At 70.8% G+C, this 21,266-nt stretch carries 16 protein-coding genes; 8 read left to right on the forward strand and 8 right to left on the reverse strand.

Annotated elements, in window-relative coordinates; translation table 11 throughout:
* Positions 1–151: 151 nt before the first annotated feature.
* The 3 genes from lspA (at position 152) to ACZ53K_RS02585 (ending at position 3,594) form a co-directional block, all read left to right on the forward strand.
* Positions 152–817: a signal peptidase II gene (gene lspA, locus ACZ53K_RS02575; RefSeq protein ID WP_468831086.1), complete on the forward strand. Its 666-nt coding sequence runs from the start codon at positions 152–154 to the stop codon at positions 815–817.
* Positions 818–912: 95 nt separating this feature from the next.
* A complete protein-coding gene (locus ACZ53K_RS02580; protein WP_468831089.1) occupies positions 913–1,854 on the forward strand; it encodes an RluA family pseudouridine synthase in 942 nt (313 codons plus the stop codon).
* A gap of 138 nt (positions 1,855–1,992) precedes the next feature.
* Positions 1,993–3,594 carry a Na+/H+ antiporter gene (locus ACZ53K_RS02585; protein ID WP_468831092.1) on the forward strand — a complete coding sequence of 534 codons (1,602 nt, stop codon included), beginning with the start codon at positions 1,993–1,995 and terminating at the stop codon, positions 3,592–3,594.
* An 83-nt stretch (positions 3,595–3,677) separates the two neighbouring features.
* On the opposite strand, the gene ACZ53K_RS02590 is transcribed toward ACZ53K_RS02585, so the two are convergent.
* Positions 3,678–4,799 (reverse strand): mechanosensitive ion channel family protein, encoded by a 1,122-nt coding sequence (locus ACZ53K_RS02590; protein ID WP_468831095.1) that lies wholly within the window; start codon positions 4,797–4,799, stop codon positions 3,678–3,680.
* 105 nt (positions 4,800–4,904) lie between these two features.
* Here ACZ53K_RS02590 and ACZ53K_RS02595 point away from each other — a divergent pair, with 105 nt between their 5' ends.
* Positions 4,905–5,519, forward strand: coding sequence for a dienelactone hydrolase family protein (locus tag ACZ53K_RS02595; RefSeq protein WP_468831098.1), 615 nt, complete (start codon positions 4,905–4,907; stop codon positions 5,517–5,519).
* Between the two features lie 24 nt (positions 5,520–5,543).
* Here ACZ53K_RS02595 and ACZ53K_RS02600 read toward each other — a convergent pair whose 3' ends face one another.
* The 5 genes from ACZ53K_RS02600 to ACZ53K_RS02620 form a co-directional block, all read right to left on the reverse strand.
* Positions 5,544–7,187, reverse strand: coding sequence for an alkaline phosphatase D family protein (locus ACZ53K_RS02600; RefSeq protein WP_468831100.1), 1,644 nt, complete (start codon positions 7,185–7,187; stop codon positions 5,544–5,546).
* A gap of 105 nt (positions 7,188–7,292) precedes the next feature.
* A complete protein-coding gene (locus tag ACZ53K_RS02605) occupies positions 7,293–8,138 on the reverse strand; it encodes a thioredoxin domain-containing protein (protein ID WP_468831881.1) in 846 nt (281 codons plus the stop codon).
* Positions 8,139–9,092: 954 nt separating this feature from the next.
* Positions 9,093–9,932 (reverse strand): thioredoxin domain-containing protein, encoded by an 840-nt coding sequence (locus tag ACZ53K_RS02610; RefSeq protein ID WP_468831103.1) that lies wholly within the window; start codon positions 9,930–9,932, stop codon positions 9,093–9,095.
* A gap of 61 nt (positions 9,933–9,993) precedes the next feature.
* Entirely contained in the window at positions 9,994–10,653 is a 660-nt protein-coding gene (locus tag ACZ53K_RS02615) for a hypothetical protein (RefSeq protein WP_468831106.1), read from the reverse strand.
* 237 nt (positions 10,654–10,890) lie between these two features.
* Positions 10,891–12,234: a DUF2252 domain-containing protein gene (locus ACZ53K_RS02620; protein WP_468831109.1), complete on the reverse strand. Its 1,344-nt coding sequence runs from the start codon at positions 12,232–12,234 to the stop codon at positions 10,891–10,893.
* A 237-nt stretch (positions 12,235–12,471) separates the two neighbouring features.
* Between ACZ53K_RS02620 and dnaE the strand changes: the two genes are divergently transcribed.
* Entirely contained in the window at positions 12,472–16,014 is a 3,543-nt protein-coding gene (gene dnaE, locus ACZ53K_RS02625) for a DNA polymerase III subunit alpha (RefSeq protein ID WP_468831112.1), read from the forward strand.
* Positions 16,015–16,272: 258 nt separating this feature from the next.
* Here the strand turns inward: dnaE and ACZ53K_RS02630 are convergent, their stop codons facing one another.
* Positions 16,273–16,446, reverse strand: coding sequence for a hypothetical protein (locus ACZ53K_RS02630; protein ID WP_468831115.1), 174 nt, complete (start codon positions 16,444–16,446; stop codon positions 16,273–16,275).
* 272 nt (positions 16,447–16,718) lie between these two features.
* On the opposite strand from ACZ53K_RS02630, the gene ACZ53K_RS02635 reads away from it, so the two are divergent.
* On the forward strand, positions 16,719–18,053 hold the full coding sequence (locus tag ACZ53K_RS02635) for an NYN domain-containing protein (protein WP_468831118.1): 1,335 nt from the start codon (positions 16,719–16,721) through the stop codon (positions 18,051–18,053).
* Positions 18,054–18,065: 12 nt separating this feature from the next.
* Here ACZ53K_RS02635 and ACZ53K_RS02640 read toward each other — a convergent pair whose 3' ends face one another.
* A complete protein-coding gene (locus ACZ53K_RS02640; protein WP_468831121.1) occupies positions 18,066–19,553 on the reverse strand; it encodes an MFS transporter in 1,488 nt (495 codons plus the stop codon).
* A 106-nt stretch (positions 19,554–19,659) separates the two neighbouring features.
* Here ACZ53K_RS02640 and ACZ53K_RS02645 point away from each other — a divergent pair, with 106 nt between their 5' ends.
* Together ACZ53K_RS02645 and ACZ53K_RS02650 are read left to right on the forward strand one after the other, a co-directional pair.
* Positions 19,660–20,136, forward strand: coding sequence for a MarR family winged helix-turn-helix transcriptional regulator (locus ACZ53K_RS02645; protein WP_468831124.1), 477 nt, complete (start codon positions 19,660–19,662; stop codon positions 20,134–20,136).
* Positions 20,137–20,202: 66 nt separating this feature from the next.
* Positions 20,203–21,210, forward strand: coding sequence for an ABC transporter ATP-binding protein (locus ACZ53K_RS02650; protein ID WP_468831883.1), 1,008 nt, complete (start codon positions 20,203–20,205; stop codon positions 21,208–21,210).
* Positions 21,211–21,266 lie beyond the last annotated feature (56 nt).

Here is a 21,266-nt window from a genome sequence, read left to right on the forward strand (position 1 = left end):
GTCCCGAAGGCACGACCCGGCCGGGCCGTGGGCGAATCGCCCGGCCCCCATGACACCCGTACCCGCGGCGTCCGTACGCCTGTGCCGTACCCTCGTGCTCAGCCGGGGGCGGCCTGGCGTGCGGGATTCGACGGGCTGAGGGGCTCACAACGTGGCAGAGGCGGAGCGCATCACCGGTACGCCGGAGACCGGGCCGGATTCCGAGCCGGGGGCGGCGGCGGTACCGGGGTCCGGGGGGAGCGCCGAAGGGACGGCGTCGCGGGAGCGGCGGCCGGACGAGGGCCGGGACGAGGACGTGGCCGGTGCCACCGCGGGCCGGGCCAAGGGCCGGGGCAAGCGGCGGATCGGCACGCTGTTCCTGGTCGCGGCCGTGGTCTACCTCCTGGACCTGGGCAGCAAGGCGCTGGTGGTCGCGAAGCTGGAGCACCACGCCCCCATCGAGGTGATCGGTTCGCTGCTGCGCCTGGAGGTGATCCGCAACCGCGGAGCCGCCTTCAGCATCGGCGAGGCGCTGACGATCTTCCTCACCATCATCGCGGCGATCGTGATCGTGGTGATCATCCGGATCGCCCGCAAGCTCTACAGCCTGCCGTGGGGCATCGCGCTCGGTCTGCTGCTGGGCGGCGCCTTCGGCAACCTCACCGACCGGATCTTCCGTACGCCGGGCGTCTTCGAGGGCGCGGTGGTGGACTTCATCGCCCCCGCGCACTTCGCCGTCTTCAACCTCGCGGACTCGGCGATCGTCTGCGGCGGCATCCTGATCGTGATCCTTTCCTTCCGCGGTCTGGACCCGGACGGCACGGTCCACAAGGACTGACGGCGACACCGTGCCGGGCCCGGTGCCGTGCGGGTACGGGGCCCGGACGACCGGGGCCGGCCGGAGTGTCACAGCGGACTGACATACTCGGTGATGTGAGCACGATTCCCGAGATCCGCACCCTGCCCGTACCGGACGGCCTGGAGGGCGAGCGCGTCGACGCCGCGCTGGCCCGTATGTTCGGCTTTTCCCGTACGAAGGCCGCCGAGCTGGCGGCCGGCGGGAAGGTCCGGGTGGACGGCGCCGAAGTCATGAAGTCCGAGCGGGTGCACGGCGGTGCCTGGCTGGAAGTGGAGATGCCGCAGGCCGCGCCGCCGGTGGAGATCGTCGCCGAGCCCGTCGAGGGCATGGAGATCGTCCATGACGACGACGACATCGTGGTGATCGTCAAGCCGGTCGGTGTCGCCGCGCACCCGAGCCCCGGCTGGACGGGCACCACCGTCATCGGCGGGCTGGCCGCGGCCGGCTTCCGCATCTCGACCTCCGGTGCCGCCGAGCGCCAGGGCATCGTGCACCGCCTCGACGTCGGCACCTCCGGCCTGATGGTGGTGGCCAAGTCCGAGCGCGCGTACACCCTGCTCAAGCAGCAGTTCCGGGAGCGTACGGTCGACAAGCGCTACCACGCCCTGGTGCAGGGCCACCCGGACCCGATGAGCGGCACGATCGACGCCCCCATCGGCCGGCATCCGCAGCATGACTACAAGTGGGCGGTGACGGCCGAAGGCAAGCCGTCGGTCACCCACTACGACCTCATCGAGGCGTTCCGGGCGGCCAGCCTGCTGGACATCAAGCTGGAGACGGGGCGTACGCACCAGATCCGGGTCCACATGTCCGCGCACCGCCACCCGTGCGTCGGCGACCTGACCTACGGCGCCGACCCGACGCTCGCCAAGCGGCTGGGCCTCACCCGGCAGTGGCTGCATGCGATGCGGCTGGGCTTCGAGCACCCGGCGGACGGGCAGTGGGTGGAGTTCGAGAGTGGCTATCCGGAGGACCTCCAGCGCGCGCTGGACCGGGTGCGGGCGGAGAGCGCCTGATCCGCCGGCCCTGAGTCGCGGGTGCTGAGGTAGGCCGGACGGCCGAGCGGTCGGACCGCTCGTCCGAGCGGTTTTTGCGCGCTTCATGGCAGGCTTGTGGCGGAACGTGATCGATTTCGACCCCGGAGCGCAGCCACCGTGGATCAGCTGGCCCTGATGTTCGTCCTACTTCTCGGGGCCGTGGTCATGGTCCCGGTCGGTGACCGGCTGGGCCTGCCGTCGCCGGTCCTGATGACGCTCGGGGGCGCGGTACTGGCGCTGCTGCCGTTCGTACCGAACGTGGAGATCCCGCCGGAGTTCATCCTCCCGCTGGTGCTGCCACCGCTGCTCTACGCCGCCGTGCAGCGCACCTCCTGGCGGCAGTTCACGGCCAACATCCGGCCCATCTTCCTGCTGGCGGTGGCCCTGGTCTTCGCGACCACGGCCGCCGTCGCCGCCGTCGCGCACGCCATCGTCCCCGGGATGCCGATCGCCGCCGCGGTGGTGCTCGGCGCGCTGGTCGCGCCGCCCGACCCGGTCGCCGCGACCGCGGTGGCGGGCAAGCTGGGGCTGCCCCGCCGCATGGTCTCCATCCTGGAGGGCGAGGGGCTGTTCAACGACGTCACCGCGATCGTGCTGTACCACGTCGCGCTCGCCGCGGCCGTCAGCGGCTCCTTCTCGGTGCCCGGCGCGGTCGGCTCGCTGGTGCTGTCCGCGGTGGTCGCCATAGCGGTCGGCCTGGTGCTGGGCTGGGCCGCCAACAAGCTGATGAACCTGCTGGGCGACCCGACGCTGCAGATCGGCCTGACGCTGCTGGTGCCGTTCGTCGCGTACGTCCTCGCGGAGGAGTTCGAGGGCTCCGGGGTGCTGGCGGTGCTGACCACCGCGCTGTTCCTCGCCGAGTACGCGGTCGACGCCGACGACGTGATGGGCCGGCTGGCCGGTTACACCTTCTGGGAGATCGTCGACACCCTCGTCACCGGTGTCGCCTTCGGACTGATCGGCCTGGAGCTGCACAACGTCATCAAGGTGGCGTCCGGCCGCTGGGGCGAGATGCTCGGCATCGGCGCGGCCGTCGTGGTGGTCGTGGTGGGCGTCCGGCTGCTGTGGCTGCTGCCCGCCGCCTGGCTGGCCAAGCGGATGCACAAGCGCCGGGACTTCGACGAGGACATCCCGCTGAGCTGGCGGGAGACCGTGATCATGTGGTGGTCGGGGATGCGCGGCGTGGCGTCGGTCGCGCTGGCGCTGGCCATCCCGTACGAGATCGACGGCGGCGGGGACTTCCCGGCCCGCGACGAGATCCTCTTCATCGCCTTCGCCGTGGTGCTCTCCGGCCTCGTCGTCCAGGGACTCTCGCTGCCCACCTTGGTCAAGAAGCTGCGGGTCCGGGCCGACTCGGAGGCCGAGGAGAAGCTGGAGCACGAGCTGGCGCTGCGGGTGATCAAGGCGTCCAAGCGGCGGCTGAAGGAGATCCTGGAGGTCGAGGAGCTGCCGGAGGAGATCAGCGAGCAGCTCGCCCGGCGCGCCTACGACATGGGCGCGCGCATCGCGCCGGACATCGTGGACGACGACCGGCGGGAGAACTTCGAGAAGCGCATCACCCGGATGAAGAAGGTGCAGCGCATCCAGAGCGAGATGCTCTCGGCGGCCCGCCACGAGGTGCTGGCGGCGCGCAGCGAGCCGGGCGCCGACCCGGAGATCGTGGACCGGGTGCTGCGCCAGCTGGACATGCGCAGCCTGCGGGGCGCGCCGCTGCCGTAGGGGGAGCGGGCCGCCGTACGACGGGGGCGCGGCGCCGCTCCGGCACCGCGCCCCGGTCGGGCGGCCCGCGCCACCCGGCGCCGTCAGCCGTCCAGTCCCGGCCCCTTGTCCAGCGTCCCCGGGTGCCGTTCCCCGCCCGTCTGCGCCAGCCGGGCGGTGTCCCCGGCGCCGTCGGGCGCGGCGGCGGTGACGACCCGCGGCAGCGCGTACGGGTGTTCCGCGCGCAGCCAGTCGATCATCCGCTCGCGGACCTCGCAGCGCACCGACCAGATGGCGTCCGAGTCACGGGCGGTGACCAGGGCGCGGACCTGGATCGTGGTCGGGGTGGTGTCGGTGACCACCAGGCTCCAGCCGCGGCCGTCCCAGTCGGCGCTGTTCTGCAGGATGTCGTGGAGCTTGTCGCGCATCTTCTCCACCGGCGCGGCGTGGTCCAGGTGGAAGAAGACCGTGCCGGTCATCTGCGCGCCGCCGCGCGACCAGTTCTCGAACGGCTTGCTGGTGAAGTACGAGACGGGCATCGTTATCCGCCGCTCGTCCCAGGTCCGTACGGTCAGGAAGGTCAGGGTGATCTCCTCGACCGTGCCCCACTCCTTGTCCACGACCACCGTGTCACCGATGCGGACCATGTCGCCGAAGGCGATCTGCAGCCCGGCGAAGAGGTTGCCGAGCGTGGACTGCGCCGCGACACCGGCCACGATGCCGACCAGGCCCGCCGAGGCCAGCATGGACTGGCCGACCGTCTGCATCTTGGGGAAGGTCAGCAGCATCGAGGCCGCGGCGACGACGATGACGATCGCCGTGACCACCCGCTGGATCAGGGTGACCTGGGTACGGACCCGCCGGACCCGGGCGGCGTCCCGCGCGCCCGCCGCGTACCGGGAGTACGAGGACTCCACGATGGCCGCCGACGCCCGGATGGCGAGCCAGGCGGTGGCCGCGATCAGGACCAGGGAGAGGGTCTGGCCGAGGCCCGCCTCGTGGTCCTCGATGAACGCCAGGCCGGTTCTGTCGTAGAAGCCGCGCAGCAGCGCGGTCACCAGCACCACCTGCAGGGGGACGCGGCAGCGCCGCAGCAGGCCCCACAGTGGCGTGTCCGGGCGGGCGGTGTCGGCCCGGCGCAGTGCCAGGTCGGCCAGCCAGCCCAGGAAGAGCGTCACGACTATCGAGCCGCCGACGACGATGAGCGGACGAAGCACGTCCTCCATGGACACTTCCGGTCCTCCTAGGTGTGGTCAGCTTCGTGCCGGTACCTACTGACCGTAACTGGCACGATGGTGGAAGTGCGATCCAATGACAGGGAAGTGAATCCAGTGGCCTCTTCGCCCGCCTCGCCGTCCGCGCCGTCCGCGAAACCTTCGACGGTTGTTCTGTTCCATTCGGTGTGCGGCCTGCGGCCCGCGGTGCACGCCGCCGCCGACCGGCTGCGCGAGGCCGGCCACGAGGTCGTCGTACCGGATCTCTTCGACGGGCGGACCGCCGAAACCGTCGAGGACGGTGTGCTGATCAAGGACGAGATCGGCAAGGACGAGCTGCTGCTCCGCGCGGTGACCGCCGCCGCGCCGTACTCCGACCGGGGCGTGGTCTACGCGGGGTTCTCCTTCGGCGGCGCGGTCGCGCAGAACCTCGCCCTGGGGGACGAGAAGGCGCGCGGGCTGCTGCTGATGCACGGCACCTCGGACATCGCGGACGACGCGGCGGTCGACGAGCTGCCCGTACAGCTGCACGTCGCCGACCCGGACCCGTTCGAGCCGCACGACTGGCTGAACGCCTGGTACCTGCGGATGGGGCGGGCCGGCGCGGACGTGGAGGTCTACCGCTACCCGGGGGCCGGGCACCTGTTCACCGACCCTGACCTGCCGGATTACGACGCGGAGGCCGCCGAGAGCGCCTGGAAGGTCGCTCTCGGCTTCCTCGACTCGCTGTAACGGGTACGGCCGGGTCCGGACCGGTCAGCGCACCGGCTGCCGCACCCGCTCCATCCGCTGGGTCCCCGAGAGGGTCCGGTAGGAGCGGGCCAGCGCGGTGGTGGCGTGCGGATCGGTCCGGTCCGAGACGGTGTAGTAGTCCATCTGCGTGCGCTCGGCGCTGACGTCCAGGACGCCGTAGCCGTGCGAGTCCATGTCCAGCCACTTCACATGGCGGTTGGCGGCCCGGATCGCGGCGACGCCGACCAGCGAGACGGTGTGCGGGGGGACGTGCAGGAAGTCGTCCACGTTGTCGGAGGTGACCGAGGTGACCACGAACTCGGTGGCGACCGGCGGCGTGGCCGGGTAGGTCGCGGCCTTCACCGGCACTTCGTTGGCCCATGCCATGTGGATGTCGCCGGTCAGGAAGACGGTGTTGTCGATCCCGCGGTCGCGCAGATGCGTCAGCAGCTCGCGCCGGTCGTCGGTGTAGCCGTCCCACTGGTCGGTGTTGGCCGCCAGGCCCTCCTTCGGCAGGCCGAGGATCTCAGCGAGCGGCTCCAGCAGATGGGCCGGTACGGAGCCGAAGGCGACCTGGGAGATCATCACGGAGGTGCCGACCAGCCGCCAGGTGGTGTCCGAGCGCTCCAGCCCGGCCTTGAGCCAGTCCAGCTGAGCCCGCCCGGTGATCGTGCGGTCCGGGTCGTCCACCTTCCCGCTGCCCGGTTTGGCCTGCTCGTCGCGGAAGGTCCGCAGGTCGAGCAGGTGCAGGTCGGCGAGCTTGCCGAAGCGCAGCCTGCGGTAGGTGGTGCCCGCGGTGGAGGTCCGTACGGGCATCCACTCGAAGTAGGCGCGCTTGGCGGCGGCCATCCGCGTGGCCCAGTCGCCCTCGGTGCCCGGTGTGTGGTTCACGGCCCCGCCGGACCAGGCGTTGTCCGCGAACTCGTGGTCGTCCCAGATCGCGATGACCGGGTGTGCGGCGTGCAGGGCCCGCAGGTCGGGGTCGGTCTTGTGGACACCGTGCCGGGTGCGGTAGTCGGCGAGGGTGATGATCTCGTGGGTGGGGGAGTGCTGCCGTACGGTCTTGCCCGAGGCGGGGAAGCCGCCGGTCGCGTACTCGTAGAGGTAGTCGCCGAGGTGCAGCACCGCGTCCAGGTCGCGGCGGGCCGCCAGGTGCCGGTACGGGGAGAAGTAGCCCGCCTCCCAGTTGGCGCAGGAGACGACGCCGAAGCGGATGCCGGGGGCCTTCGCGTCGTGCGCGGGTGCGGTGCGGGTGCGGCCGACGGGCGAGTGGGTGCCGTCGACGGTGAAGCGGTAGTAGTAGGTGGCGGCCGGCGCCAGGCCGCGTACGTCGGCCTTGACGGTGTGGTCGGCGGCGGCCGTGGTGATCGCGGTTCCCCGCGCGACCACCGTGCCGAAGTCCTGGTCGGCCGCGACTTCCCAGGCCACCGTGGTGTCCGGGCCGCGGCCGGAGCCGGGCACCGCCCCGGGCTCGGGGGTGACGCGGGTCCACAGCAGGATGCCGTCCGGGAGCGGGTCGCCGGAGGCCACGCCGTGCTGGAAGACCGGCGTGCTCGTACGGGCTTGGGCGGCGCGGGCGGGCCCGGCGGCGGCGAAGGGCAGCAGGGCGGCGGAGGCGGCTGCGGCCGTAACGGCGGTGCGACGTGATATCTGGTCATGATCGGTCACGGCCGATCACCATACTGTCGAGTAGGGCCCAACGGGAGGGCTCGCGCGTGAAGTTCGCCCTCCCGTAAACACCTGGCCGCCGAAGCGGGGGTGCCCGCCGTACGGCTACTTCTTCGCCGGTCCGAACTCGTCGTCGATCATCTTGTTGAAGTTGGCCGTGGCGAGTTGGTAGTACTGCTCCTTGGTCATCTGCTGCTGCGGGATCTGCGGCAGTTTGAGCTTCTTGTCGCCGTGCAGGAACGCCGGCGTCCCGGTCACGCCCTTACGGCCGAAGAGCGCCGTCATGTCCATCGTCCACCGGTCGTACGTGCCGTTCTTGACCGCCGTCCGGAACTTCTCGTTGTCCTTCAGCTCGGGCACCTGGTCGGCGACCTCGATCAGCTTCTTGTCCTTGGCGTACGCGTCGTCGGCCTCCTCGGGGTGGTTCTTCTCCGCGTACAGCGCGGTCTTGTACTTGAGGAACGCCTCCGGGCTGACGTTCAGGGCCGCGCCGAGCGCGCTGAGCGCGTTCTTGGAGCCCTCGCCGCCCTGCCCGCCGTCGATGAACGTGTACATGGTGAAGCGGATCTTGTAGCGGCCGTCCTCCATGCCCTTCAGCAGGGCCGGGCCGGTGCTCTGCTCGAAGCCCGCGCAGGCCGGACAGCGGATGTCCTCGAAGACCTCCAGGGTCTCCTTCGCCTCCGGCTTGCCGATGACGATCTCGGTGCCGTTCTTGCCGCCGGTGTGCGCGGGTTTGACCAGGTCGGCCTCCTTGGCCGCCTCCCAGCCGGTGGGCTCGTTCGCCTTCATGATCCCGAAGCCGATACCGCCGGCTATGACGAGGACGCCGACCACCGAGCCCGCCACGATCAGCTGCCGGCGGATCTTCTCCTTCTTCTTCTGCCGCTCGCGCTCGGCACGGATCCGCTCGCGGGCCGCCTGCTTGCTCGCCTGGCTGTTGCGGTCGCTCATGGTGCTTACCGACTCCCTGTCCCGATTCCCGTGGTACGTGCCGTGGTGAACCCCCGCTGTACGAGCACAGCGAGCAGGGGCGGGCCGCGCCGTACGACGCAGTGCCCGAGCCGGGGGAGCGGCCGGGGAAGGGGGAGAGGACTTACGGGCCGTACGCGGCGGTGCTCCGGGCCGGGACCCGGCCGCGTCCGCGGCGGCCACCAGCAGCAACGGGCGGAACGCGCACACCGGAACGGCGCGCAGCAGCCGCTCCAGCGCGGCGTCACCGCGCCACAGCCAGGCAGCGGCCAGCAACCCGACGGCGAGGTGCGCGGCGAGCAGCAGCCAGGGGCCCGCCGCCGAACCGGCCGGCGGCACGGGCAGCCCGGGGTGGGCCTCCCCGATAGCCCTAAGGGCATGGGCGATACCCCCATCCCGAACGAGCGGCGTGCCCAGCTCGCCGCCGCTGCACAGCAGGTCCACGCCGACCGAGCGCAGCGGCCCGGTCACCGGGCCGCCGGCCTGCCCATAACAGGTGTGCTGCCCGGTGGTGAAGACGGTGTCGGCGGCCAGTTCCACCGGGACGAGGAGCCCCGCGATGTGCCGGAAGCCGCGCTCGCGGTCCGCCAGGACGTACGCGAGGGCGAAGACCGCCGCGGCGACCGGGACGAGGGTGGACAGCGCCACCGGAGTGCGGGTGAGCAGAACGTGCGAGGTGGTGGACAGGGTCACGCACAGCGTGGTGAACACCGCCGCGCGCACCGCGTGCAAAGGAGCGCCCGCGGGCGCTCCCGGCCGTGCCCCGGTCCGCTCCATGCCCGGAGTCTGCCATGGGCACGACGACTTGCCGGGTCAAGATTTGGCATCGGCGGCACCCGCGGTCAGCACGTACGGCGACGGCCGGCGCGCGGTACGCACGCCGGCCGTTCGAACCGTCCGCCGGAGCCCCGGACCGGGGCTCCGGGAAGAGCTGCGTCAGCCCTTGATGGCCTTGTCGACATCCGCGTTGAACGCGTCCGGCGAGGACGGCGCGACCTTGCCGTTCGGGGAGTCGGTGCCCAGCACCGTGTCGTCCAGCTTGACCGTCGGCGTGCTCTTGACGTCCTTGAAGCCGTTGAAGGCCTCGGACATCTCCATCGCCCAGCGGTTGTACGTACCGGCCTTCACGGCGTCCTGGAACCCGGCGTTGCCCTTCAGGGCCGGCACGGTGTCGGCGACCTTGAGCAGGTAGTCGTTGTCGGCGAACTTGTCCTGCCGCTCGTCGGGGTGGAACTTCTTCGAGAACAGCGCTTCCTTGTACTTCAGGAACGCGTCCGGTCCCACGTTGAGCGCCGCGCCCATCGCGCTGAGCGCGTTCTTGGAGCCGGTGCCCTGGAGGTTGTTGTCCAGGAAGGTGCCCAGGTGGATGGTGGCCTTGTACTTGCCGTCCTTCAGGTCCTTCTGGATCGTCTCGCCGACGTTCTGCTCGAAGCCCGCGCAGCCCGGGCAGCGGGCGTCCTCGTAGAGCGACAGTGTGTGCTTGGCTTCCTTCTTGCCGACGGTGATCTCCGTGCCGTTCTTGCCGGAGGTGTTCGCCGGCTGGACCAGCTTGGCGCTCGACGCCTTGGCCCACTTGTCGGAGTCGCCACCGGAGTCGCCGCCGCCCGTCTTGGCCACCGCGACACCGATGCCGCCCGCGACGGCCAGCACGGCGACGATCGCCCCGCCGACGGTCAGCTGCCGGCGAACCTTCTCCTTCTTCTTCTGCCGCTCGCGCTCGGCGCGCAGCCGCTCGCGGGCTGCCTGCTTGTTGGCCTGGCTGTTGCGGTTGCTCATGACTGTCCTGCTCCTGGGAAAGGTGTGAACGGGTGCCTGTCCATGAGCCGCGGCCCGAAGGCTACGCGGCGAGGGAACAGGGCGGTCCACGCCGTACGACGCAGTGCCCGAGCAGCGGCACGGCCCGTGGGCCCGGCGCCGTACGCGCGGGCCGCGAGGCCGGGCGGTGCGGCACGGGCAGCGCCCGGACGACCGCCACCGCCAGCAGCAGCGGCCGGAACGCGAACGCCGTCACGGCCCCCAGCACCCGGGCCAGCGCCGCCTCGCCCCGCCGCAGCCAGGCCGCCGCGAGCAGGCCCACGGCGACGTGCACGGCGAGCAGCAGCAGCCAGGTCGCGGCGGGCGTACGGTCCTCCGCCGACAGATGCGCCAGGGGAGTGCCCACCTCACCGCCGCCGCACAGCAGATCCACACCGAGGGACCGCAGCGGGCCGGTGACCGGCCCGCCGGCCCGCCCGTAACAGGTGTGCTGGCCGGCGCTGAAGACCGTGTCGGCGGCCAGCTCCAGCGGAACGAGCAGCGCGGCGATGCGCCAGAAGCCGCGCTCCCGGCCGGCCAGCACGTACGAGACGGCGAAGACGGCGGCCGACAGGGCGGCGACGGTGGTCAGCGGCAGCGGCATCCGGGACAGCAGCACATGACCCGCGGCGGACAGCGTCACGCACAGCGCCGTGAAGAGCGCTGCGCGCAGTGCCCGCAGGTGTGCCGCCGAGATGTCCATTGCAGCGAGTCTGCCATGGCCCAAGGTAAGAGTGGACTAAGAGCCTGTCTTTGAACCCCCGCCTGCGCCCCGACGCCCGGCACGCACTCCCCCGAGCTCTTCGAGCAGGGGGGACCCCCATCGCACGCACCGACCGCCGCTGCGCCCGCCCTTCGGGCGGACGACGGGGGTTCAAAGACAGGCTCTTAAGAGGCCTGAACCCGTCGTCTCTTCGCCGTCCTCACCGGGTGGCCGGGCTCACAGGCCGGGGATGCGGCCGTTGCGGAAGAGGTCCACGAACGTCTGGTGGTCGGCGCGGGCCCGGGCGCCGTACGCGTGCGCGAAGTCCACCAGCAGCCGGCCGAAACCGTCCTCGTCGGCGGCGATGGCCGCGTCGATGGCCCGCTCGGTGGAGAACGGCACCAGCGAGTGGCCGCTCTCGTCGTCCGCGGCGGCGTGCATCGTCGCCGTCGCCCGGCCCAGGTCCGCGACGACCGCCGCGATCTCCGCCGGGTCGTCGATGTCCGACCAGTCCAGATCGACCGCGTACGGGGAGATCTCGGCCACCAGCTGGCCGGCGCCGTCCAGCTCGGTCCAGCCCAGCCACGGGTCGGCGTGGTCCTGGAGGGCGCGCTGCGAGATCACCGTACGGTGGCCCTCGTGCCGGAAGTAGCCACGTACCCGCGGATCGGTGATGTGCCGCGAGACCGCCGGGGTCTGCGCCTGCTTCATGTAGATCACGACGTCGTTCTCCAGGGCGTCGCTGTTGCCCTCCAGCAGGATGTTGTACGAGGGCAGGCCCGCCGAGCCGATGCCGATGCCGCGCCGCCCCACCACGTCCTTGACGCGGTAGGAGTCCGGGCGGGTCAGGCTGGACTCGGGCAGCGTCTCCAGATAGCCGTCGAAGGCCGCCAGGACCTTGTAGCGGGTCGCGGCGTCCAGCTCGACCGTGCCGCCGCCCGCGGCGAAGCGGCGCTCGAAGTCGCGGATCTCGGTCATCGAGTCCAGCAGGCCGAAGCGGGTCAGCGAGCGGGCCATGCGCAGCGCGCCCAGCAGCGGCCCGTCGGCGGTGTCCAGCGTGAACGGCGGCACGTCGTCGTCCTTGGCGCCGGTGGCCAGGGCGTGGATGCGCTCACGGTAGGCGGCGGCGTAGATCCCCACCAGCTCGCTGATCTGCTCGTCGCTCAGCGCCTTGGCGTAGCCGATCAGGGCGACGGAGGCGGCGAAGCGCTTCAGGTCCCAGGTGAAGGGGCCGACGTACGCCTCGTCGAAGTCGTTGACGTTGAAGATCAGCCGGCCGGTGGCGTCCATGTAGGTGCCGAAGTTCTCGGCGTGCAGATCGCCGTGGATCCACACCTGGCCGGTGCGCTCGTCCTCGTACGGACCGCTGCCCGGGCCACCGTCCTGGGCGTGGAGGTCGTGGTAGAAGAGGCAGGCCGTACCCCGGTAGAAGGCGAAGGCGGAGGCGGCCATCTTCCGGAACTTGACGCGGAAGGCCGCCGGGTCGGCGGCGAGCAGCTCTCCGAAGGCGGTGTCGAAGACGGCGAGGATCTCCTCGCCGCGCTGAGCGGCGTCCGGCGCCGGGACGAGCTGGGACGACATCGCGGGGTGCCTCCTGAGGCAAGTGATGCAGACGGGTGTGCCGCCTCTTCCAACGGCCGAGGCTCCTCATGAGTGCCCGCACGGCCGCGCGCGCCGACCGTGCTCCGCCCACCCGTCACCCGGCCCCCGCCCCTCTCGGAGGCGCTGCGCGCCGCCCACCTCTGGTTGTCGGTGGAGGGTCGTAGACTTCGAGACCGTCCGATCCCTCTCCACTGCCTTTCCCGGAGGTCTTCCGCCGTGGCCAAGCCGCCCTTCACGCATCTGCACGTGCACACCCAGTATTCGCTGCTGGACGGTGCCGCGCGGCTGAAGGACATGTTCGAAGCGTGCAACGAGATGGGGATGACGCACATCGCCATGTCCGACCACGGCAACCTCCACGGCGCCTATGACTTCTTCCACTCCGCCCAGAAGGCCGGCGTGACGCCGATCATCGGCATCGAGGCGTATGTGGCGCCCGAGTCGCGGCGCACCAAGCGCAAGATCCAGTGGGGCCAGCCGCACCAGAAGCGCGACGACGTCTCCGGTTCCGGTGGTTACACCCACAAGACGATCTGGGCGGCGAACAGCACCGGCCTGCACAACCTCTTCAAGCTGTCCTCCGACGCGTACAAGGAAGGCTGGCTGCAGAAGTGGCCCCGGATGGACAAGGAGACGATCTCCCAGTGGTCCGAGGGCCTGATCGCCTCCACCGGCTGCCCCTCCGGTGAGCTGCAGACCCGGCTGCGCCTCGGCCAGTTCGACGAGGCCCTGAAGGCCGCCTCCGAGTACCAGGACATCTTCGGCAAGGACCGGTACTTCCTGGAGCTGATGGACCACGGCATCGAGATCGAGCGCCGGGTCCGCGACGGCCTGCTGGAGATCGGCAAGAAGCTCGGCATCCCGCCGCTGGTCACCAACGACTCCCACTACACCTACGCGCACGAGGCGACCGCCCACGACGCCCTGCTGTGCATCCAGACCGGCAAGAACCTCTCGGACCCCGACCGCTTCCGGTTCGACGGCACCGGTTACTACCTGAAGTCCACGGACGAGATGTACGCCATCGACTCCTCGGACGCCTGGCAGGAGGGCTGCCGCAACACCCTCCTGGTCGCCGAGCAGATCGACACCACCGGCATGTTCGAGAAGCGCGACCTGATGCCGAAGTTCGACATCCCGGAGGGCTTCACCGAGGTCACGTGGTTCAAGGAGGAGGTCCGGCGCGGCATGGCCCGCCGTTACCCCGACGGGGTCCCCGAGGACCGGCAGCGGCAGGCCGAGTACGAGATGGACATCATTCTGCAGATGGGGTTCCCGGGGTACTTCCTCGTGGTCGCGGACTTCATCATGTGGGCGAAGAACAACGGCATCGCGGTGGGCCCGGGCCGAGGCTCCGCGGCCGGCTCGATCGTCGCGTACGCCATGGGCATCACCGACCTCGACCCGATCACCCACGGACTGATCTTCGAGCGGTTCCTCAACCCCGAGCGCGTCTCCATGCCCGATGTCGACATCGACTTCGACGAGCGCAGGCGCGTCGAAGTGATCAGGTACGTGACGGAGAAGTACGGCGCCGACAAGGTCGCCATGATCGGTACGTACGGCAAGATCAAGGCCAAGAACGCGATCAAGGACTCGGCCCGCGTCCTGGGCTACCCGTACGCCATGGGCGACCGCCTCACCAAGGCCATGCCCGCCGACGTCCTCGGCAAGGGCATCGACCTCTCCGGCATCACCGACCCCCAGCACCCGCGCTACAGCGAGGCCGGCGAGATCCGGGGGATGTACGAGAACGAGCCCGACGTGAAGAAGGTCATCGACACCGCCAAGGGCGTGGAGGGCCTGGTCCGGCAGATGGGTGTGCACGCGGCCGGCGTGATCATGTCCAGCGAGCCGATCGTCGACCACGCACCGCTGTGGACGCGGCACACCGACGGCGTGACCATCACGCAGTGGGACTATCCGCAGTGCGAGTCGCTCGGCCTGCTGAAGATGGACTTCCTGGGCCTGCGCAACCTCACCATCATGGACGACGCCGTCAAGATGGTGGAGGCCAACAAGGGCAAGAAGCTGGAGCTCCTGGATCTCCCGCTGGACGACCCCAAGACCTATGAGCTGCTCTGCCGCGGTGACACCCTCGGCGTCTTCCAGTTCGACGGCGGCCCGATGCGTTCGCTGCTGCGCCAGATGCAGCCCGACAACTTCGAGGACATTTCCGCCGTATCGGCCCTGTACCGCCCGGGCCCGATGGGCATGAACTCCCACATCAACTACGCCGAGCGCAAGAACGGCCGCCAGGAGATCACCCCGATCCACAAGGAGCTGGAGGAGCCGCTCAAGGAGGTCCTGGGCCTGACCTACGGCCTGATCGTCTACCAGGAGCAGGTCCAGAAGGCCGCCCAGATCGTCGCCGGGTACTCCCTCGGCGAGGCGGACGTCCTGCGCCGCGTGATGGGCAAGAAGAAGCCCGAGGAACTGGAGAAGAACTTCGTCCTCTTCCAGGCCGGTGCCCGGAAGAACGGCTTCAGCGACGAGGCGATCCAGGCCCTGTGGGACGTCCTGGTCCCGTTCGCCGGCTACGCGTTCAACAAGGCGCACTCCTCCGCGTACGGACTGGTCACGTACTGGACCGCCTACCTGAAGGCGAACTACCCGGCGGAGTACATGTCCGCGCTGCTCACCTCGGTGCGCGACGACAAGGACAAGTCGGCGGTCTACCTGAACGAGTGCCGCCGGATGGGCATCAAGGTGCTCCCGCCGAACGTGAACGAGTCGCTGGCGAACTTCGCCGCCCAGGGCGACGACGTGATCCTCTTCGGCCTCACCGCCGTCCGCAACGTCGGCCAGAACGTCGTCGACTCGATCATCCGCTGCCGCAAGGCCAAGGGGAAGTACACCTCCTTCCCCGACTACCTCGACAAGGTCGAGGCGGTCGTGTGCAACAAGCGCACCACCGAATCGCTGATCAAGGCGGGTGCCTTCGACGAGATGGGGCACACCCGCAAGGGCCTGACCGCGCACTACGAACCCATGATCGACAACGTGGTGCAGGTCAAGCGCAAGGAGGCCGAGGGGCAGTTCGACCTCTTCGGCGGGATGGGCGACGACAGCGCCGACGACGGCCCCGGCTTCGGCATGGACATCGAGTTCTCCGACATCGAGTGGGACAAGACGTACCTGCTCGCGCAGGAGCGCGAGATGCTGGGCCTGTACGTGTCCGACCACCCCCTGTTCGGTCTGGAGCACGTACTGTCCGACAAGGCGGACGCGGCGATCTCCCAGCTGACCGGCGGTGACTACTCGGACGGCTCGATCGTCACCATCGGCGGCATCATCTCCGGCCTCCAGCGCAAGATGACCAAGCAGGGCAATGCCTGGGCCATCGCCACCGTCGAGGACCTGGCCGGCTCCATCGAGTGCATGTTCTTCCCGGCCACCTACCAGCTGGTCTCCACCCAACTCGTCGAGGACACCGTCGTCTTCGTCAAGGGGCGCCTGGACAAGCGCGAGGACATCCCGCGGCTGGTCGCCATGGAGATGATGGTCCCCGACCTCTCGGAGGCGGGCGCCAACGCCCCCGTGACGATCACCATCCCCACGGTCAAGGTCACCCCGCCGCTGGTCGAGAAGCTGGGCGAGGTCCTCACCAGCCACCGCGGCGCGACCGAGGTACGGATCAAGCTCCAGGGGGCGCGCAAGACGACGGTGCTCCGGCTGGACCGGCACCGCGTGACACCGGACCCGTCGCTTTTCGGTGACCTGAAGGTGCTGCTGGGCCCGTCCTGCCTGGCGGGCTGAGCGGCTGGGCCGTCGCGTGAGCCGGTGGCCGCCGGTTGAGCCGGTGGGCTGCTGCTTGAGCTGGTGTGTACGTGTGCGTGCGTGGGTCCGTACGCCCGGTGTGGCGTGACGGCGTCGACCCTTTTGTTCGATTTGGGAACAAATCGGGTCCGGTGTTGTCGGCTCGTGGCGTGAATTCCGCCCTCGCCGGGTGGCGCACGGAGCGCAATAGGGGCGCACCCCAAACGGGTGCGCCCCTCGACTGCTGTGCGGCGACGGTCAGTTGTGACCGAAACGGCGCTGATGCTTACGGGCAACGTCGCGCGGAGTCGCCTCCACGGACTGGGCCGACGCCTGGGCCTCCATCGCCGACCGCTCGGCGTCCTGCCGGTTGTGCTCGGTGGTCTGGGCACCCTTTTGCTGACTTCGGTCGCGATTCCTGTTCTTGGCCATGACCGTGCCTCCTGAGGGGGATCCTGGGATCGGGGCCGTGACCAGGCTTACACGCGCCATTGATGCGCGCATTTCGGGCAATTACCGTGAGTAATGCGCTGCGCCACATGGCGTGTTCGCCCTCGGTACCGAAAACGCCACGCCGATGATCGAGTTCGGGCAGTTAACCCCCGTACGGTCGGGCAGACTCGAAGGAAAGCAGAAGGAAACCTCGTGCCACAGGCCGAGCCGGGGGGCGTCCGACTTCAGCACCTCAGGGAAGAGGGTGGAACGTGGATCGCTGCGTCGTCCTGGTGGACGCCGGATACTTGCTGGGCGCCGCCGCGAGCCTGCTCGCCGGAGAGCCCACCCGGTCCCGGATCACCGTTGATCACGCCGCCCTCATCCAGGGCCTGCGACAGCGCGCCGAGGCCGACACGGAACGGCCGTTGCTGCGCATCTACTGGTTCGACGGCGCGCCCGACCGCGTACCGCAGCCCGAGCACCGGCGGCTGCGCGTCATGTCCCGGGTCACCGTCCGGCTCGGCGCACTGACCCGCAGCGACGGCCGCTGGGCCCAGAAGGGCGTGGACGCCGCGATGCACGCGGAGTTGACCGAGCTGGCCCGCAACCGGGCCTGCTCCGACATCGTCCTCGTCACCGGCGACGGCGACCTGCTGCCCGGCCTGATGTCGGCCAAGGAACACGGCGTCGCCGTGCACCTGTGGGCCGTACAGGCCGCCGACGGGGATTACAACCAGTCCGAGGACCTGGTCGCCGAGGCCGACGAACGGCGGGTGCTCGACCGGGCGTGGATCACCCGCGCCGTACGGCTGAAGGAACTGGGCGGTCCCTGCGCGCCGCCGCCCGTACCGCGGCCGGAGATCGCCGCGATCCTCTCCGCGCCGCTGCCCGAATCCGCCGTCGCGGCCGCCGCGGCAGCGGCCTCCGCCGCGCACGACGCGGAGCGGGCCGCCGAACGCAACGGCGCGAACGGAAGCGCGCGCCCCGCCTCCGCGCCCGCCGGGCGGGCGGATTCCGCGGGCCCGTGCGCCCGGCCGGGGCCCGCGGCCGAACGGGACGGCGAAGGCGCCGCGGCGGGCGGCAGGGGCGCGCAGGTCCCCACCCCGAAGGATCTCGCCGACCTCAACCGTGGCCCCGGCGCCGGTACGGGCGGGGCCTCCGGTTCCCCGGCCCCCGTGCCCAGCGCGACCCTGCGCTGGTCCTCCGACAAGGGCTGGGTGGAGCGCGGCGGCCCGGTCGGCGAGCCTCCCGAAACCGCCTCGCTCCCGACCCTGGCCCAGCTCACCAGCGCGGAGCAGCGCTGGGCCGACCGCGAGGAGGACATCACGGCCGTCAGCGGCGACCCCTTCGAAGTGGGCCAGGTCTTCGCCCGCCGCTGGACGGAACGGCTCTCCGACACGGCCCACCTCCAGCAGATCTCCACGGAGTACCCCCGCATCCCGCACCGCATCGACGGTGAACTCCTCCGCTACGCCGCCCGCTTCGGCCTCCTCGCCCACAAGGACGACCAGATCGACGAACACGACCGCTATGCGATCCGTGCCGGCTTCTGGCGCGAGGTCGATCTCCGGACGGCGGCGTCCCACGTACCGGTGAGCGACTGAGCCGCGGGCGGTTCACACGGCGGCGTGCCGTGTGCCGGAAGGGGCGTCATCGGCGAGCCCGTGCTGCTCGTCCTCCAGGCGCCCCTGTTTGGGCAGCAGGAAGGAGACGGCGAGGAACGCGGCCAGCAGACACGCCTGGGCGATGAGCGCGTGGCGGAAGCCGCCGGTGAAGTCACCGGCCTCGGCCCGGGCGAAGAACAGGGAACCGAAGACCGCGATGCCGATGGAGCCGCCGACGGACTGCACCGCGGACAGCACGCCGGAGGCGGAGCCGACCTCGTCGTCGTCGACCGCGGCGAGGAGGAAGCCGAACTGGGCGGCGATCACCATGCCCGCGCCGATACCGCTGACCGCCACACCCGGGGTGATGTCCCAGATCGAGAACGACGCCGGGGCGAGGCCGTCCAGCTCGTACCAGAGCAGCGCCGCACCGGCGAGCTGGACCAGCGGGCCCACCTGCAGGACCGCACGGCCGATCCGGTGGGCGAGCACCGCGCCGCTGACCGCGCCGCCGATGGCCGTACCCACCGCCAGCGGCAGGTTGCCCAGCCCCGCGGCACCGGCCGAGAAGTGCCGCCCGACCTGCAAGAACAAGGTCAGCACCAGCTGGGCGCCCACGAACCCGCCGAAGAACAGGGCGATACCGCCGAGCCCGACGGTGAAGGCGGGCTTGCGCAGCAGGCCCGGAGTGAGCAGCGGCACACGGCCTGCCGCGGCCGTACGGCGCTGCTGCAGCGCGAACAGCCCGAAGCCGAGGGCCGAGGCGGCCATGCACCCCCATGTCCACAGCGGCCAGCCGTCCGCCTGGCCCTGGTTCAGCGGCAGCACCAGCAGCGCGCAGGACACCGCGATCAGTCCCGCGCCGGCCATGTCGACCTGTACCGTGCGGTCGCCCGGTTTCCTCGGTACGACCTTCGCGGCGATGATCAGCGCGGCGATGCCGATGGGCAGGTTGACCAGGAACACCGACCGCCATCCCAGGCCGAAGAAGTCCCCCTCGATGAGGAAGCCGCCCAGGACCGGGCCGATGATGCCGCCGAGGCCGAGGACGGGGCCGAAGACGCCGAACACCTTGGTGAGCTCGGGTCCGGGAAAGTTCTCCCGCAGCAGGCCCAGTCCCTGGGGGAGCAGCATCGCGCCGGCGATGCCCTGGAGCAGCCGGAAGACGATCAGCGAGGCGATGTCCGGGGCCAGTGCGCACAGCAGTGAACTGGCCGTGAAGGCGGCCAGGCCGATCAGGAACATGCGGCGGCGTCCGTGGCGGTCGCCGAGCCGGCCGCCGAGTACGAGCCCGGCCCCCAGGGTGAGGGCGTATCCGCCGATCACCCATTGCAGGCCCACGGAGCCCGCGCCGAGGGACTCCTCCAGCGCCGGACCGGCGACGTTGACGATCGAGGCGTCCAGGAGGTCCATGACCTCCGCGACGAGCGTCACCACCAGGATCAGCCACCGCCACCGGTGGGAAGTGGTCTCGTCGTTGGCGGGAGACGGGTCACGCATCCGCATTACCTCCATGGTGAAGTATTTCCATGATGAAGGTAAAGTGCAGTACCGTAGCGAAGCAAGCCGCCGGAACTGCGCGGCAGCAGAGGAAGGGGAAGCGGCCATGGGTGAAGGCCTGGCGGCGCAGCACGAGCGGCTGATGGAAGGGCTGCGCATCTACGGCGGCCACTACACCGAATTCGGCCGGCGCTTCGCCGCCTGGCTGGATCTGCACGCCACCGACGCGACCGCGGTCCTGGAGATCGCCGCCGCCGAAGAGCGCGGCACGCCGCTCTCGCCCGCCCGGCTGAGCGAACGCATCTCGCTCTCCACGGGCGCCACCACCGCCCTCCTGAACCGCCTCGAAGCGGCCGGACACCTCACTCGCACCCGCGAACACGCCGACCGGCGCGTCGTCACCCTGCGCAGCGGCTCCCACATCCAGGACCGCGCGGACGAGTTCTTCGGCCCCCTCGCCCGGCGCCTGGACGCCACGATGTCCCGCTACCCGCCGGAACTGATGGAACAGTTCGAGTCATTCGTGAACGACCTGAACGCCACCATGGACGCTCACCTCGCCGAGCGGGACGCGGACGCCTGACGGGCGCCGCACAGGGGGTGCGGACAGCCGCGGCCGCCGATGCGCGTACGCTCGTTGCTCGTGAGGATGGGTGCGAAGCGGGTGGAGTGCGGCGAGCCGGTGTGTGCCGTGCGGGACCTGGTCAAGACGTACCCCGCGGTACGCGGGCGGCGGGGGGCGGCGGGAGCGCCGGCCGTGCGGGCCAGTGACGGAATCAGCCTGGACGTGCGCCGCGGCGAGATCTTCGGGCTGCTCGGCCCGAACGGAGCCGGCAAGTCGACGCTGGTACGGCAGCTCACCGGGCTGCTGCGCCCCGACTCCGGCAGCGTCACCGTGCTGGGCCACGACCTCGTCCGCCACCCGGAGCGCGCGTCGCGCCTGCTCGGATACCTGGGGCAGGAATCGAGCGCCCTGGACGAGATGACGGTCGCGCTGGCCGTGGAGACCACCGGCCGCCTGCGCGGCCTGGCCGCCCGGGACGCCCGTGCCGAGCGCGACGCCGTCATGGCGGAGCTGGGGCTGGACGACATCGCCGGACGCCCCCTCAAGCGGCTCTCCGGCGGCCAGCGCCGCCTTGCCTGCTTCGCCGCGGTCCTGGTCGGCGAGCGGCCGCTGCTGGTTCTGGACGAGCCGACCACCGGCATGGACCCCGTGGCGCGCCGCGCCGTGTGGGCCGCCGTGGACCGGCGCCGGGCGGAACGCGGCGCCACCGTGCTGCTGGTGACGCACAATGTCATCGAGGCGGAGAGCGTGCTGGACCGGGTCGCGGTGATCGACCGCGGCAAGGTCATCGCCTGCGACACGCCCGGCGGGCTGAAGGACCTGGTGGGCGAGGAGGTCCGGCTGGAGCTGGTGTGGCGGGAACGCCCGCCGCTGGACGTGCCCGAGGTGGCCGCCCTGGGCGAGGCCGCCCGCGCCAACGGGCGGCGCTGGACGCTGCGGCTGGCACCGGACCGGGCGCGCGAGGCGGTGGCCGCCGTGACGGCCGGCCCGGCCTTCGCCGCCCTGGACGACTTCACGCTCGCGACGCCCAGCCTGGAAGATGTGTATCTCGCGCTGGGGGGCCGTACGGAGGAAGGCTTGGTGAAGGCGTGAGCGTGGTTCCCGCGGAGGCGCAAGCGCAGTCGCAGACGCAAACGGAGGTGGCGGCG

Source organism: Streptomyces sp. NPDC033221, from assembly GCF_055577005.1.

Excerpts from the sequence above, each read along its gene's own strand:
- ACZ53K_RS02640 (WP_468831121.1), bottom strand. The coding sequence starts at position 19,553 with ATGCGTGACCCGTCTCCCGCCAACGACGAGACCACTTCCCACCGGTGG.
- ACZ53K_RS02645 (WP_468831124.1), top strand. The coding sequence starts at position 19,660 with ATGGGTGAAGGCCTGGCGGCGCAGCACGAGCGGCTGATGGAAGGGCTG.
- ACZ53K_RS02620 (WP_468831109.1), bottom strand. The coding sequence starts at position 12,234 with ATGTCGTCCCAGCTCGTCCCGGCGCCGGACGCCGCTCAGCGCGGCGAG.
- ACZ53K_RS02590 (WP_468831095.1), bottom strand. The coding sequence starts at position 4,799 with ATGGAGGACGTGCTTCGTCCGCTCATCGTCGTCGGCGGCTCGATAGTC.
- ACZ53K_RS02610 (WP_468831103.1), bottom strand. The coding sequence starts at position 9,932 with ATGAGCAACCGCAACAGCCAGGCCAACAAGCAGGCAGCCCGCGAGCGG.
- ACZ53K_RS02650 (WP_468831883.1), top strand. The coding sequence starts at position 20,203 with ATGGGTGCGAAGCGGGTGGAGTGCGGCGAGCCGGTGTGTGCCGTGCGG.
- ACZ53K_RS02630 (WP_468831115.1), bottom strand. The coding sequence starts at position 16,446 with ATGGCCAAGAACAGGAATCGCGACCGAAGTCAGCAAAAGGGTGCCCAG.
- ACZ53K_RS02605 (WP_468831881.1), bottom strand. The coding sequence starts at position 8,138 with ATGAGCGACCGCAACAGCCAGGCGAGCAAGCAGGCGGCCCGCGAGCGG.
- ACZ53K_RS02615 (WP_468831106.1), bottom strand. The coding sequence starts at position 10,653 with ATGGACATCTCGGCGGCACACCTGCGGGCACTGCGCGCAGCGCTCTTC.